Annotated in this window: 9 protein-coding genes and 1 tRNA gene; 7 read left to right on the top strand and 3 right to left on the bottom strand. The window is 74.9% G+C overall.

The features are described from left to right. Nucleotides 1–118: 118 nt before the first annotated feature. From tmk to AOK00_RS15085, 3 genes are all read left to right on the top strand, one after another. On the top strand, nucleotides 119–3,571 hold the full coding sequence (gene tmk / locus AOK00_RS15095) for a dTMP kinase (protein ID WP_079042014.1): 3,453 nt from the start codon (nucleotides 119–121) through the stop codon (nucleotides 3,569–3,571). 96 nt (nucleotides 3,572–3,667) lie between these two features. Continuing rightward, entirely contained in the window at nucleotides 3,668–4,600 is a 933-nt protein-coding gene (locus tag AOK00_RS15090) for an ABC transporter ATP-binding protein (RefSeq protein ID WP_254047374.1), read from the top strand. Continuing rightward, nucleotides 4,597–7,017 (top strand): FtsX-like permease family protein, encoded by a 2,421-nt coding sequence (locus AOK00_RS15085; protein WP_055600826.1) that lies wholly within the window; start codon nucleotides 4,597–4,599, stop codon nucleotides 7,015–7,017. Before AOK00_RS15090 ends, AOK00_RS15085 begins: the two co-directional genes overlap by 4 nt. 1 nt (nucleotide 7,018) lies before the next feature. Here AOK00_RS15085 and AOK00_RS15080 read toward each other — a convergent pair whose 3' ends face one another. Then, the gene (locus AOK00_RS15080) at nucleotides 7,019–7,663 is read right to left on the bottom strand and encodes a response regulator (RefSeq protein WP_055600825.1); all 645 of its coding nucleotides are present in this window, start codon (nucleotides 7,661–7,663) and stop codon (nucleotides 7,019–7,021) included. Next, nucleotides 7,651–8,856, bottom strand: coding sequence for a sensor histidine kinase (locus AOK00_RS15075; protein ID WP_055600824.1), 1,206 nt, complete (start codon nucleotides 8,854–8,856; stop codon nucleotides 7,651–7,653). Before AOK00_RS15075 ends, AOK00_RS15080 begins: the two co-directional genes overlap by 13 nt. 143 nt (nucleotides 8,857–8,999) lie before the next feature. Between AOK00_RS15075 and AOK00_RS39440 the strand changes: the two genes are divergently transcribed. The 4 genes from AOK00_RS39440 (at nucleotide 9,000) to AOK00_RS15055 (ending at nucleotide 12,495) form a co-directional block, all read left to right on the top strand. Next, nucleotides 9,000–9,173 (top strand): hypothetical protein, encoded by a 174-nt coding sequence (locus AOK00_RS39440; protein WP_173861566.1) that lies wholly within the window; start codon nucleotides 9,000–9,002, stop codon nucleotides 9,171–9,173. A 314-nt stretch (nucleotides 9,174–9,487) separates the two neighbouring features. Beyond that, nucleotides 9,488–10,690: a DNA polymerase III subunit delta' gene (locus AOK00_RS15065; protein ID WP_055600822.1), complete on the top strand. Its 1,203-nt coding sequence runs from the start codon at nucleotides 9,488–9,490 to the stop codon at nucleotides 10,688–10,690. A 95-nt stretch (nucleotides 10,691–10,785) separates the two neighbouring features. Then, nucleotides 10,786–12,336, top strand: a complete 1,551-nt coding sequence (locus tag AOK00_RS15060; RefSeq protein ID WP_055600821.1) for an alpha/beta hydrolase — start codon at nucleotides 10,786–10,788, stop codon at nucleotides 12,334–12,336. Between the two features lie 85 nt (nucleotides 12,337–12,421). Then, a tRNA-Thr gene (locus AOK00_RS15055) sits at nucleotides 12,422–12,495 on the top strand. Between the two features lie 46 nt (nucleotides 12,496–12,541). On the opposite strand, the gene AOK00_RS15050 is transcribed toward AOK00_RS15055, so the two are convergent. Further along, nucleotides 12,542–13,945, bottom strand: a complete 1,404-nt coding sequence (locus AOK00_RS15050) for a tyrosine-type recombinase/integrase (protein ID WP_055600820.1) — start codon at nucleotides 13,943–13,945, stop codon at nucleotides 12,542–12,544. Nucleotides 13,946–13,965: the final 20 nt, after the last annotated feature.

Below are 13,965 nucleotides of genomic sequence, written 5' to 3'. Positions count from 1 at the left end.
GCTGCCTCCACCCCCGCCTTCCGTTCCTGTGTTCGTCTTCTGTTCGTCCTGTCACAGGCTCGTCCGGATGTTCGGGCGGAGGCCGCGGGGAGCGAGGCCGTCCGGATAGGGTGGACGGATGACGCGAGCAGAGCAGCCAGACCGCCTCGGCGATTCCGACGCCGCACTCGTCGCGGATTCCAGGGAGCGTGCCGTACGCGCCCTGTTGCGCCATCAGCCGCTGCGCAGGTTGTGGAGCGCCCACTTCGTCGGCAGCACCGGCGACGCGCTCGCCCTGCTCGTGCTCGTCCTCCTCGGCCTCCAGGCCGCCGTGGCCGAGGGCGCGCTCGGCGGGGGTGAAAGGGGTGCCGCGTTCGCCGTGGCCGCCGTCGTCGGCGCCCGGCTGCTCGCCTCCGTCCTCTTCGGGGCCGTCCTCCTCGGCCCGCTGACCGCGCTCACCGGACCCGGCGGCGCGCTCGACCGGCGCTGGACCATGATCGGCGCCGACGGCGTCCGGATCGCGCTGCTCGTCATCGCACCGCTGTGGATCGACTGGACCCCCGGCAGCGCCCTCTGGTACCTGCTCGGCACCGTCTTCGTCACCGGCGCGGCCGAGCGGCTCTGGACGATCAGCCGCGAGGGCGCCGCGCCCGCGCTGCTGCCCGCTCCGCCGATCGAGGGCGGGGCCGTACGGCCGCTGCCCGACCACCTCGGCGCGCTGCGCCGGCTCTCCCAGCGCACCGGCTTCCTCGCCGTCCCCGCCGCGGCCGCCGTCCTGCTCGTCGCCACCCTGATCGGCAACCTGCTCGGCGCCGGAATCGACTGGTTCACGCTGCACCAGGCCGCCCTCGGCTCGTACGTCGCCGCAGGTCTGTTCGCCGCCTCCGTCACCGTCCTGTACGCCATGGCGCTGCCCGGCGGGGACACCCCCCGGCCCCGCTCGCCCCTGGAGGGACTGCGCCGGCCGACCGGGAAGGGTGCCGAGGGAGGCGCCGAGAAGGGCCGTACCGGAGCCCTCTCACTGCTCGTCCTGACCTGCGCCACCGTCGCCGGGGCCATCGCCGCGGCCGCGTCCGTCGCCGTACTCCAGGCCTACGACCTGGGCGGCGGGCCCGTCACGTACGCGCTGCTCGTCCTCGCGCTCAGCGGCGGCACCGCCCTCGGCATCCGCACCGCCCGCTCGGTCCTGCCCGTCCTGTCCCGGCGCCGGCTGCTCGCGCTCGTGACCGCGGTCACCGGGGTCGCGCTGATCGCGATGGGCCTGGTGCCGGACACGGCGACCGTGCTGCTCCTCGCCGTCCTCGCCGGATACGCCGCCGGAGTCGCCGCGAACACCGGACACACCCTGGTCGACCAGGAGACCGAGGAGCCCCGCCGGGCCCGCACCACCGAGCACCTCCAGGCCACCGCCCGCGTCGGCATGGCGGTCGGCGCGCTCGCCGCGCCGCTGCTCGCCGCCGCGATCGGACCGCACCGGCTCGCCTCCGACTCGGGGACCTTCGTCTTCGAGCACGGCGGCGCCGCCTTCACGCTCGCCCTGATCGGTGCCCTGCTGCTGCCGGTTGCCGCGCTCGTCCTCGCGAAGACCGACGACCGGGCGGGTGTCCCGCTCCGCCGCGACCTGCGCGACGCGCTGCGCGGCTCCGACCCGGTGCAGGCGCCCTCCCCGACCGGTTTCTTCATCGCCCTGGAGGGCGGCGACGGCGCCGGCAAGTCCACCCAGGTCCAGGCGCTCGCCGAGTGGATCCGGGCCAAGGGCCACGAGGTCGTCGTCACCCGCGAGCCCGGCGCCACCCCCATCGGCAAGCGCCTCCGGTCGATCCTCCTCGACGTGTCGTCGGCGGGCCTCTCGAACCGCGCCGAGGCGCTGCTGTACGCGGCCGACCGCGCCGAGCACGTCGACTCCCTGGTCCGGCCGGCCCTGGAGCGGGGCGCCGTCGTCCTCTCCGACCGGTACATCGACTCGTCCGTCGCCTACCAGGGCGCGGGCCGTGACCTCTCCCCGACCGAGATCGCCCGCATCTCGCGCTGGGCGACCGACGGGCTCGTCCCGCACCTGACCGTGGTCCTCGACGTCTCCCCGGAGACCGCGCGGGAACGGTTCACCGAGGCACCCGACCGCCTGGAGTCCGAGCCGCCGGAGTTCCACGCGCGCGTACGGGCCGGATTCCTCGCCCTCGCGGCCGCCGACCCCGGCCGCTACCTCGTCGTCGACGCCGGGCAGGAGCCCGAGGCCGTCACCACCGTCGTACGCCACCGGCTCGACCGGATGCTGCCGCTCTCCGAGGCCGAGGTGAAGGCCGTCGAGGAGGCCCGCCGGAAGGCCGAGGAGGAGGCGCGCCGCCGCGCCGAGGAGGAAGCCGCCCGCAAGGCCGAGGAGGAGCGACTGGAGCGCGAGCGCCAGGAGCAGCTCGCCAAGCTCCGGGCCGAGGAGGAGGAGCGCAAGCGGCGCGAGGAGGAAGAGGCGCGCCGTCTGGAGGCCGAGCGCCAGGCGGAGGAGGCCCGGCGCAAGGCCGAGGAGGCCCGCATCGCCGCCGAGGCCGCCGCCGAGGAGGAGCGCAGGCGCCTCGCGGCCGAGGAGAAGGCCCGCAAGGAGGAAGAGGAGCGGCTCCGCAGGGAGGCCGAGGAGGAGGCCCGGCTGCGGGCCGAGGCGGAGGAACGCCGCCTGGAGAAGCAGCGCAAGGCGGAGGAGGCCCTGCTCCGCGCCGAGGAGGCCCGCCGGATGGCCGAGGCCGCGGCTGCCGCGAAGGCGGCGGAGGAGGCCGCGGCGAAGGCGGCCGCAGAGAAGATCGCGGCCGAGGCGGCCGCCAGGGCCGCGGCGGAGCGCGCCGCGGCCGAGCGCGCCGAGGCGGAAGCCGCCGCCGCCCTCCGCGCCGAGGCGGCCAGGGCCGCCGCCGAGCGTGTCGCCGCGGAGAAGAAGGCGGCGTCGGAGGCGAAGGCCGCCGCCGACGCGAAGGCCGCGCGGGAGAAGGCCGAGGCCGAGGCGGACGCCGCCGCCGAGCGGGCCGCGCGTGCCGCCGAGGCCGCGGCCGTCGAGCTCTCGGCCAACGAGGTCACCCAGGCGACCCCGATCGTGAAGCCCGATCCGCGGATCGCGAAGCCGAACACGCCGCGGGCCGGGAAGACGGCCGGGGCGCGGGAAGGGAAGCCGGCCGCGGAGTCGGACGAGCCGACCGTCTCGCCCGAGGAGGTCACCGTCGCCACGCCGATCGTGAGGATGACGAAGCCGGAGGCGGAGACGAGCGTCCTGCCCCGGATCGGTGCGGAGCGCGCGGCCGACGAGACCGCCGTCCTGCCTCCGGTGCGGGACGCCGAGTCGACCGCCGTGCTGCCGGCCGTCCGGGACACCCCGGGGTCCGACCCGGTCGACCGGGTGCCGCAGGGCATCTTCCGGGACGCAGGGCCCGCCCGGCAGCAGCCGCAGGGGGCGAACGACCGGACCCGCGAGCTGCCCCAGCTGGACGAGAACGGCCGGCCCCGCCGCCGCTCCGACTGGGCGGAGGAGACCCCGCTCGACGATCTGCCGACGCTCGCGGACGAGCTGTTCGGCCCGCACGACGACGAGGACGAGGGCCCGCGGCGCCGCCGCTGACCCTCTCCCCGCGGGTGGGGGGTGGAGCTAGCTCCACCCTCTATCGGGAAGCCACCCCCATACCGCGCTGACCTGCGATTTTCTAGCGTTGTCGGTATGACGACGACTGCAGTGACGGAGAGCGGTGCCACCCGCGCCCTGGATGCGGCCCTCGCCCTCGACGGGGTGGGCCGGACGTACGGGCGCGGGGCTCCCGCGCTCGACGGAGTGAGTCTGGCCGTGCCGCGCGGCCGGTTCGTGGCGGTGATGGGCCCCTCGGGTTCCGGCAAGTCCACCCTGCTGCGGTGCGCCGCGGGACTCGAACGGCCGACGGCCGGAACGGTAAGGATCGGGGGCACCGACCTCGCCACGCTGAAGGCGGCCGGTCTCACCCGGCTCCGCCGCGACCGGATCGGCTTCGTCTTCCAGTCGCTGAACCTCGTCTCCGCCCTCGACGTGCGGGAGAACGTCACCCTGCCGCTGCTCCTCGCCGGAGCCCGGGAGGGCCGGGAGCTCGATGCCCGCGCCCTCGCCGGTCTCGCGGCCGTCGGTCTCGCGGACCGGGCCGGTGACAGGCCGGAGAACCTGTCCGGCGGCCAGCGCCAGCGGGTCGCCATCGCCCGCGCCCTGGTCAACGACCCCGAGGTCGTCTTCGCCGACGAGCCGACCGCCGCCCTCGACCCCGTCACGGCGGCCGGCGTCCTCGCCCTGCTGCGGCGCGCGGTCGACGAGCGGGGGACCACCGTCGTCCTCGTCACCCACGACCCGGTGGCGGCCGCCTGGACGGACGAGGCCGTGTTCCTCGACCGGGGCAGGCTCGCCGGGCGGCTCGACCGTCCGGACGAGTCGGGGGTACGGGAGATGCTGGGCGCACACCTTCCGGGCGCGCACCCGGCGGGCGGGCACTCGGCGGGCGCTCACGGGAGGGGCGTCAACTCGACGGGTGCTCATGGGGCGGGCGCGTACGCGACGGGCGCGCACCTCCCGGGCGCCGACTCGACCGGCGCTCACGCCGGTCAGCCGTTCCGCCGGACGGCGGTGTCCAGGTGAAGCCGCTCGGGAACCCGGCGGTCCGGCTGCTCGCCGCCCGCTCCCTGCGGGCGCACCGGAAGGCGTGGGCGGCCGTGTTCGCCGCCGTCGCCGTCACCACCGTGCTGCTCGGCGCCCTGGCCCTCGCCGCCGGCTCGGCGGGGCTCGGCCACGCGCGCGTGGAGCGGTACGCGGCCGCGGCCGTCGTCGTCGCCGGTGACCAGGAGGTCCGCTGGACGACGAAGCCGTGGGGGCGTGAGACGGAGACACAGTCGGCCGGCCTGACCGAGCGGGTCCGGATCCCGGGCGCGACCGTCGACGTGGTGCGGGCGGTCCCGGGTGTCCGGGCCGCGGTGCCGGACCACACCTTCGTCGTACGGGAGCCGGGAGCGGGCGCTCCCGCCGACCCGAAGGCGTACCCCGGACGGTCCTGGGAGGCGGCTCGGCTGGCCCCGTACCGGCTGGTCGACGGGCGGGAGCCGCGCGGCGCCGGAGAGGCCGTCATGGGCTCCGGCGCCGGGGCACGGCTCGGGGACACCGTCGCCGGGCGGAAGGTCGTCGGCCTCGCCGACGGGCCCGCCGCGCTGTACGTCACGGCGGCCGAGGCGCGGAAGCTCGCCGGGCACCCGGGCTCCGTCGACGCCGTCGGCGTGCTCGCCGAACCCGGCGTACCCGTGGACACCCTCCACGCGCGCGTGCGGGCGGCCCTGGACGCGGCCGGACTCAAGGACACCGCTGCGGGGCAGCCGCTCCGGGCGCTCACCGGCGACGGCCGGGGCGGTTCCGAACACCTCGCCGCGGCGCCCGCGCGCACGGAACTCCTCCAGCTCCTCGCGGCCGTCTCCGGGACCGTCGTGCTCGTCGCCGTACTCGTGCTCGCCTCGCTCGTCGCGCAGGCGCTCCAGCAGCGGGCCGGAGAGCGGGAGTTGCTGCTCTCGGTCGGCGCGACGGCCCGTCAGGTCCGGGCGGCGGCCGGCCGGGAGGTGACCCGGGTGGCGGGGCTCGCGGCGCTGTGCGGCGCGGCCGCGGCCGTACCGGTGTTCCTCGGGCTGTGGTCGGTGCTGCGGGACCGTACCGGAGTCGTCCCCGAGGGCCTCGAACTCCCTTCCCCGCCCTGGCTGTTCGGCGCCTCGCTCGTGGTCGCCGCCGTGGTCGTGGGGATCACCCGCCTCGTCGTCCTCTTCGCCGCCCGGCAGCCAGGACGCCCCGGGAGGGGCGGCGTGCGGCGGGTCGTCGGCATCGCGCTTCTCCTGCTGGGTGTGGCGTCGGCCGTCACCGCCACGGCCCAGGGCGGCGAGGCCGCCGGCGCCGCCGCCGGAGCGGCGACGGTGACGCTGGTCGCCGGGTGCGCGGTGCTCGGGCCCTGGATCGCCGGGGCCGCGATGAAGGTCCTGGACCTGCCGTTCCGCCGGCTCGGCGGCGCGCCCGGACGGCTCACCGCCGCCGGTGCGAGCGCCCACTCGCGGCGCCTCGGGGCGGCGCTCGTACCGGTCGTCCTCGTCACCGCCTTCGCGCTCGTGCAGCTCTCGGCGGGCACGACGATGGGCCGGGCCGCAGACGAGCAGGCGCGGGCGGCGACCACCGCGGACCTCGCGCTCACCGGCACGACGGCGGAGCGGGTGCGGCGGCTGCCGGGGGTCGACGCGGCCACGGACGTGCTGCGTTCGACGGTCGTCCTGGCCCGCACGGAGGCCGGTGCGCCGCGCCTCGACCGGCTTCCGGTGCTCGGCGTGGACGCGGCGGGCCTGGCGGGCACGCTCGACCCCGGGGTCGTCGCGGGTGATCTGGCCGGACTCGCCCGTACGGGCACGGTCGCGGTCGGCGCGGACATGGCCGACTCGCTGGACGTACGGCCCGGTTCGACGGTGGAACTGCGGCTCGGGGACGGCACTCCGGAGCGGCTCCGGGTGGTGGCGGTGTACGAACGCTCGCTCGCGCTCGGCGAGTTCCTGCTCCCGAAGGCCGAACTGGCCCCGCACATGAGCGATCCGTACCCCGCGCGCGTACTGGCGTCCACGGCCGGGGCGACTGCGGGTTCCCCCGTGCTGCCCGAGCAGGTGAGTCCCCCGGGCGCCGAACTCAACGGCATCGTCTCGGCCGTGATCGTCTCCGCGATCGGCGGCCTCACTCTCCTCTCCGTCCTCAGCACCCTCACCCTGATCGGCGCGGGACGGCGCGGCGAACTCCACCTCCTCGGCCAGGTGGGCGCGTCGGCCGGTCAGCTGCGACGGATGCTCGGCCTGGAGGCGGGGTTCCTGACCGCCACCGGCCTGCTCGTCGGCGTCGTGGTGGCCGCGCTGCCGCTGACCGCCTTCGCCTGGGCGCTCACGGGCGGGCTGCCGTACCTGCCGCCCGGGCAGGCGGCGCTGATCGCCGGCGCGGTGGTGGTCACCGTGGTGGCGGGGGTGTTCCTGCCCTCGTGGCGACGGCGGGCATGACTCAGGCGTCGAGGTAGGCGAGGACGGCGAGGACCCGGCGGTGGCCGCCGCTGTCGCTCGGCGGCAGGCCGAGCTTCAGGAAGACATTGCCGATGTGCTTGTGCACGGCCCGCTCGGTGACCACCATCGAGCGGGCGATCGTGCCGTTGTCGTGCCCCTGCGCCATCAGTTCGAGGACCTCGCGCTCCCGGGGCGTGAGGGAGTCCAGCGGATCGTCGCGGCGGCGGGAGAGCAGCTCGGTGACGACCTCCGGGTCCAGGGCCGTACCACCGGCGGCGACCCGTTCCAGGGCGTCCAGGAACTCGTCCACCCGGCCCACCCGGTCCTTCAGGAGATAACCGACGCCCCGTGCGCCGCCGCCCAGGAGTTCGGCGGCGTAGGTCTCCTCCACGTACTGGGAGAGCACGAGCACCGGAAGGTCCGGCAGCTGCTCGCGGGCCGCGAGCGCCGCCCGCAGCCCCTCGTCGCGGTAGCCGGGCGGCATCCGTACGTCGAGGACGGCCACGTCCGGGCGGTGTTCCAGGAGCAGCGGCAGGACCTCGGGGCCGGTGGCCGCGACCCCGGCGACCTCATGGCCGGACGAGGTCAGGAGCAGCACGAGGCCCTCCCGCAGGAGGGCGTTGTCCTCGGCGATCACCACACGCACGGAAGCTCCACTTCGATCACGGTCGGGCCCCCTTCGGGGCTGGTCAGTCGTACGGTGCCGTCGAGCGCGGCGACCCGGCGGCGCATGCCGACGAGCCCGGAGCCGCCGCTCTCGCCTGCCTCGGCGCCGCCCCGGCCCTCGTCCGCCACGCGCGCGCGAAGAGCGGTCCGTTCGCGGGTGAGGGCGACGGAGGCGCGGGTGGCGCCGCTGTGCTTGGCGGCGTTGGTGAGGGCCTCGGCGACCACGAAGTAGGCGGCGGCCTCGACGGCGGCCGGGGCGCGGGGGGCGTCGGGCCGCTCCGGCCGGTCGCCGGGGGTGTGGTCGGCCAGGCCCGTGACGGACACCTCCACCTCCAGGCCGCTGCTCGCGGCGAGTGCCCGTACCGCCCCGGTCAGACCCCGGTCGGTGAGGATCGGCGGGTGGATCCCGCGCACCACGTGCCGGAGCTCGGCCAGTGCCTCCTCGGCCTGCGTCTGCGCGTCGTCGAGAAGCTTCCGGGCGGTGACGGGATCGGAGTCGTACACCCGCTTGGCCAGGCCGATCCGCATGGAGAGCGCCACGAGACGGGCCTGTGTGCCGTCGTGCAGATCGCGTTCGATGCGGCGCAGCTCGGCACCGTGCGCGGCGATCGCGCCCGCCCGGGTGGCCGTGAGCTCCTCGACTCGGGCGGCGAGCGCGGCGGCCCGCGCGGCCGAGGGGGTCGGCGTGAGCAGCGTGCGCGACCACTCGGCGCCCAGGTCGGCGAGCCGTCCGATCAGCGGCAGCACCACCGGCCGCCGGCCCGCCAGCCCGGTCACCACGCCGTCGACCAGCAGCGCGGGCGCCCACAGCACCAGCGAGGCGAACCAGACCCCCAACCCGTAGAGCAGCTGCGCGGCCGCCCAGACCAGGTCCCGCCCCGTGCCCGGATCGGCGACCGCGGTCCGCACGCGCGCGGGGAGCGGTCCTTCGAGCGGCAGATACGCCTCCGGGACGGGCGCCCCGGTCCAGGCGGCGGTCCGGCGCCGCTCCCAGCCCGCCAGGCGGCGCAGCAGCAGCACGCTCTCGGGGAGCACGCCCGCGCCGATGACGGTGACGGTGAGGAAGGCCGTGAAGAGGGCGACGCCGACCATCAGGTAGCAGAGGATCGCGATCGCGGCGCCGCTCAGGAGATGGAGCGACGCCCGGCCGGATTCCTTGATCGCGTCACGCATACCCGCCAGGTTATGCGGGAGGACCCGAGAGGCGCGGTGGAGCAGGCACCACCATCGGTCCGGGGGCGGGCACCGCTGTGCCGGGGCGCCGGGCCGATGAAGATCGAACCATCTTCCTCACCCCTCGACCCATGGAGATCCCGATGCGTGTCCTGTTCTGGCTTCTGCTCACGGCGAGCGTCCTCGGCAACGCCTACGTCAACACCGTCGCCGACCTGACCGGCGCCGCCCACGTCACGGCGAGCGTCGGCACGGGCACGGTCCTGCTCGGCTCCGCGGCCGGCCTGTGGCTGACCCGCCGCGACAAGGAGGCCTGACCCGCCGCGACCAGGAGGCCCGACCCGCCGTGCGGCGCCCGCACCGGGACCCGGCCACCGCGCGGCGCTCGCACCCGACCTGGCCACGGTGCGGCGCCCGCACCGGGACCCGGCCACCGCGCGGCGCTCGCACCGGGACCCGGCCACCGCGCGGCGCCCGCACCCGACCTGGCCACGGTGCGGCGCCCGCACCGGGACCCGGCCACCGCGCGGCGCCCGCACCGGGACCCGGCCACCGCGCGGCGCCCCTCCGCCCGGCGGGGGATGTCAGAGGACTGCCCCACAATGGAGGGCGTACCTGAGGAGGGGCAGACATGGCCGTATGGGACGACCTGGTCGGACAGGCGAAGGTCGAGGAGCAGCTCGCCGCGGCCGCGCGGGACGCCGACGCGCTCGTGACCGCCCATGCCGCCGGAGAGGCCGATCCCGAGGCCTCGAAGATGACCCACGCCTGGCTCTTCACCGGCCCGCCGGGGTCCGGGGTGGCGACGGCCGCGCGGGCGTTCGCCGCCGCGCTGCAGTGCGTGAGCCCCGACCGGGCGCTCGGCGGGGCGCCGGGCTGCGGGTTCTGCACCGGCTGCCACACGGCACTGGTCGGCACCCACGCCGACATCACCACGGTCGCCGCCGTCGGTGCCGTGGTCAGGGTCGAGGACATGCGTGACACCGTCCGCAAGTCGTACACCGCCCCCGCGAACGGCCGCTGGCAGGTCATCCTGGTGGCAGACGCCGAGCGGTTGAACGAGAAGTCGGCCAACGCGGTTCTGAAGGCCGTGGAGGAGCCCGCTCCCCGCACCGTCTGGCTGCTCTGCGCCCCCTCGATCGAGGACGTGCTGCCCACGATCCGCTCCCGGTGCCGCCACCTGAACCTCCGGACGCCCCCGGTGGACGCGGTCGCCGACGTGCTCGTGCGGCGTGACGGCATCGAACCGGAGACGGCCCACGCCGCCGCTCGGGCCACCCAGGGGCACATCGACCGGGCCCGGCGGCTCGCCACCGACGAGCGGGCCCGTGCGCGCAGGGCCGCCGTCCTCAAGGTGCCCCTGCGGGTCCACGACGTCGGCGGTTGCCTGAAGGCCGCCCAGGAGCTGATCGACACGGCGACGGAGGACGCGAACCAGGTCGCGGAGGAGGCCGACACCCGAGAGACGGAGGAGCTGAAGGCGGCTCTCGGCGTGGGCCCCGGCGGGCGGCTGCCGCGGGGCACGGCCGGTGTGATGAAGGACCTGGAAGCGGACCAGAAGCGGCGCAAGAAGCGGACGCAGATCGACAGCCTGGACCTCGCGCTCACCGATCTGACCGGCTTCTACCGCGATGTCCTGGCGCTCCAGCTGCGCTCGCGCACGGCCCTCGCCAACACGGACGTGCGGGACGCGATCGAGCGGATCGCCCACGACACCACGCCGGAGCGCACCCTCCGCCGCATCGAGGCGGTCCTGGCCTGCCGCGAGGCCCTCGACCGTCAGGTGGCCCCGCTGCTCGCCCTGGAGGCGATGACCCTGGCGCTGCGGGACTAGAGAGGGCGCGGCGGCGCGGGGCCGGAGGCCGCCGACGAGGCGGGGCCCGGAGTCCGATTGGACACGGTGCGTACCGCTCCGGATACGCTCCGGGAATGGACTCCAGGCGCTTGCTCCGTACGTCCGCCACGGCCCTCGCGGCCGCCGGACTGATCCTCTCCGGCTGCTCGGGCGGAAGCGACGCGGCGGCGTCCCGCACCACGGCGGCCGCCCGGCAGGCCTCGCCCTCCTCCTCGCCCGAGGCGCTGAAGACGTTCTACGGGCAGAAGCTGACGTGGCGCGACTGCGGTGTCACGGGCTTCCAGTGCGCGACCCTGCGGGCCCCGCTGGACTACGCGAAGCCGGACGGGGAGCAGATCGACCTGGCGGTCTCGCGGGCCCGGGCGACCGGCCCCGGCAAGCGGCTCGGTTCGCTCCTGGTCAACCCGGGCGGCCCCGGCGGCTCCGCCGTCGGCTACCTCCAGGGGTACGCGGGTGTCGGCTACCCCGCGCCCGTCCGCGCCCGCTACGACATGGTGGCCGTCGACCCGCGCGGAGTCGCGCGCAGCGAGCCGGTCGAGTGTCTGACGGGCCCCCAGATGGACACGTTCACGCAGGTCGACCAGACCCCCGACGACACCGCGGAGGTCAACGCGCTGAGCGCCGCTTTCAAGGGCTTCTCGGCGGGCTGCGCGAAGAAGTCACGGGCGATCCTGCCGCACGTCTCCACGGTCGAGACGGCCCGTGACATGGACATCCTGCGGGCGGTGCTCGGCGACGAGAAGCTCAGCTATGTGGGGGCCTCGTACGGCACGTTCCTCGGGGCCACGTACGCCGAGCTGTTCCCGGACCGGGTCGGCCGCCTCGTCCTCGACGGGGCGATGGACCCGTCGCTGCCGGCGATCGACCTCAACCGCGACCAGACCGCCGGTTTCGAGACCTCGTTCCGGGCCTTCGCCGCGGACTGCGTGACCAAGCCGGACTGCCCGCTGGGTACGGAGTCGGTCGAGGCTGCGGGCGAGGCGCTGAAGAAGTTCTTCCGCGACGTGGACGCCGAGCCCGTGCCCACCGGCGAGAGCCGGGCGCTGGGCGAGTCCCTCGCCACCACCGGCGTGATCGCGGCGATGTACGACGAGGGCGCCTGGCCCCAGCTGCGGGAGGCCCTCACCCGGGCGATCGGCGGCGAGGGCTCGGGCCTCCTGGCGCTGGCCGACAGCTACTACGAGCGGGAGGCGGACGGCACGTACGCCAACCTGATGTTCGCCAACGCGGCCGTGAACTGCCTCGACCTGCCGGCCGCCTACGCGGGCCCCGCCGACGTCTCGAAGGCCGTCCCGTCCTTCGAGAAGGCCTCCCCGATCTTCGGCAGGGGCCTCGCCTGGGCGGCCCTCAACTGCACCTCCTGGCCGACCCCGCCCACCGGCGGCCCCCACCGGATCACCGCCGAGGGCGCCGCCCCGATCCTGGTCGTCGGCACCACCCGCGACCCGGCCACCCCGTACAAGTGGGCCCAGTCCCTGGCCGGTCAGCTCTCCTCCGGCACCCTCCTCACCTACGAGGGCGACGGCCACACCGCGTACGGCCGGGGCAGCGACTGCATCGACACGGCGATCAACACCTACCTCCTCGACGGCACCCCTCCCGCCGAAGGAAAGCGCTGCTCATAGGCCCTCTTCGGGGGTGGTCGGAGCACCCTCGGAAACTGTGTAGACTTGGCGTCGCTGCTGCACCCACCATGGGTTCGGACGGCGTGCCGCCTTAGCTCAGTTGGCCAGAGCAACGCACTCGTAATGCGTAGGTCTCGGGTTCGAATCCCGAAGGCGGCTCGGATCAGCCCCAGGACTCACTCGCCGTGACCTGGGGCTTTTTCATTTACCGGATGCGACGTCGGAGCCGCGAGCGGGCTGCTCGACTGTCCGTGGTCTCAGTTGTGGTCTCAGTCACGGGTGCGGGTGGCGCGGCCCTCTGGAGCTGGGGCAGGAATGTGTCGCCCATCCGCCGCATGGCCTCCCGGGACAGCTCGGAGCGCCCCTTCACGTACCGGCGGGTCTGGCTCACCTGGGTGTGCCGGAGGATCTCCATGATGGTCACCATGTCCACACCCAGCTCGTTCAGGATCGTGCCGGCGGTGTGGCGGCTTCCGTCGTAGAGACGTCGGTCACTGATCCCCGCTTCTTCGAGCAGCTCCTTGAACTCCTCCCAGTCCTGTCGCGGGTCGAGCGGCCGGCCGTCCGGGCGGGTGAACACGGCGTCGTGGTCCTCCCACAGGCCTCCGGCGGCGGCGCGCTCCTGCGCTTGCTGGGTCCTGTGCTCCTGGAGGTAGGGCAGGAACGGCTGAGGGATGGGGACAGGGTTCCGGCTCTTCTTCGTCTTGGGCCGGGTGAAGGTGAGGCCGCCTCCTCGTCGCTCGGGGCAGGCGCTCGCGTGCTTCGAGCACGCCTTGTCGCAGGGCTTCGGGCATCCCCGGGTGTACCCCTTGTGGGTGGTGCAGCTCGGAGGGCACGGCTCGAAGCGGTGCAGACGCTCGCCGCACGAGTGTGGGTCGGAGCAGCCGTGCCGCCACGTCAGCCGTTGAAGCTGCCAGCGGGGGTGAAAGAGTTCGGCATCGAGGTCGACGTAGCGCCACCGCAGACCCAGGGTCTCGCCCTGGCGGAAGCCCAGCCCGACGCCGACCACCCAGCGCATGAACGTGGGTCGCTTCGCGGCGGCCTCCAGGAAGGCTCGCGCCTGCTCCTTCGAGAAGGGGTTCGCCTCGGTCTCGTCCACGGTGGGCGGGTCTACCAGCGTCGCGACGTTTTCCACAATCATCCGGCGCCTGTGGGCAATCTTCAGCGCGCGCGAGAGGATCCTGTGGACCTTGAGCACGTGGGAGGGTGCGTGCCCCTCGCGCAGCATTGCCGCGTACATGGTCTCCAGATGCTCGGGCTCCAGCTTGTTCAGCCGGTGCTGGCCAACACCAGGGATGATGTCGTTTCGGGTCTTGGACCAGTAGTCGTCCAGTGAACGCGGCTTGAGCGTCAGGCTCGCGATCGTGGTCAGGTAGGTCTCCATCCACTGCGCGACGGTCGGCACTCGGCCGGCCTTCGGCGCCCGCTGCTCGTCCCGGAGCTTCTCCAGCTCCTTGACCTTGCGCTTGATCTCGGTCTCGGTCTTGGCCCGGCGGTGACGACGGTCGGGGCTGCCGTCGGACTTCACGCCCATGGTGACCCGTCCGTGCCACCAGCCATCCGCCCCGAAGTAGACGGACGACTCCATGTTCAGTTTGCGGGGGCTCATTGCTTCCTTCCATGGGAGAG

The sequence above is a fragment of the Streptomyces aureus genome (assembly GCF_001418135.1).
GTDB classification, from domain to species: domain Bacteria; phylum Actinomycetota; class Actinomycetes; order Streptomycetales; family Streptomycetaceae; genus Streptomyces; species Streptomyces aureus_A.
This window is presented reverse-complemented; position numbering and strand designations above follow the sequence as displayed.

Excerpts from the sequence above, each read along its gene's own strand:
- AOK00_RS15090 (WP_254047374.1), top strand. The coding sequence starts at position 3,668 with ATGACGACGACTGCAGTGACGGAGAGCGGTGCCACCCGCGCCCTGGAT.
- AOK00_RS15060 (WP_055600821.1), top strand. The coding sequence starts at position 10,786 with ATGGACTCCAGGCGCTTGCTCCGTACGTCCGCCACGGCCCTCGCGGCC.
- AOK00_RS15050 (WP_055600820.1), bottom strand. The coding sequence starts at position 13,945 with ATGAGCCCCCGCAAACTGAACATGGAGTCGTCCGTCTACTTCGGGGCG.
- AOK00_RS39440 (WP_173861566.1), top strand. The coding sequence starts at position 9,000 with ATGCGTGTCCTGTTCTGGCTTCTGCTCACGGCGAGCGTCCTCGGCAAC.
- AOK00_RS15075 (WP_055600824.1), bottom strand. The coding sequence starts at position 8,856 with ATGCGTGACGCGATCAAGGAATCCGGCCGGGCGTCGCTCCATCTCCTG.
- tmk (WP_079042014.1), top strand. The coding sequence starts at position 119 with ATGACGCGAGCAGAGCAGCCAGACCGCCTCGGCGATTCCGACGCCGCA.
- AOK00_RS15065 (WP_055600822.1), top strand. The coding sequence starts at position 9,488 with ATGGCCGTATGGGACGACCTGGTCGGACAGGCGAAGGTCGAGGAGCAG.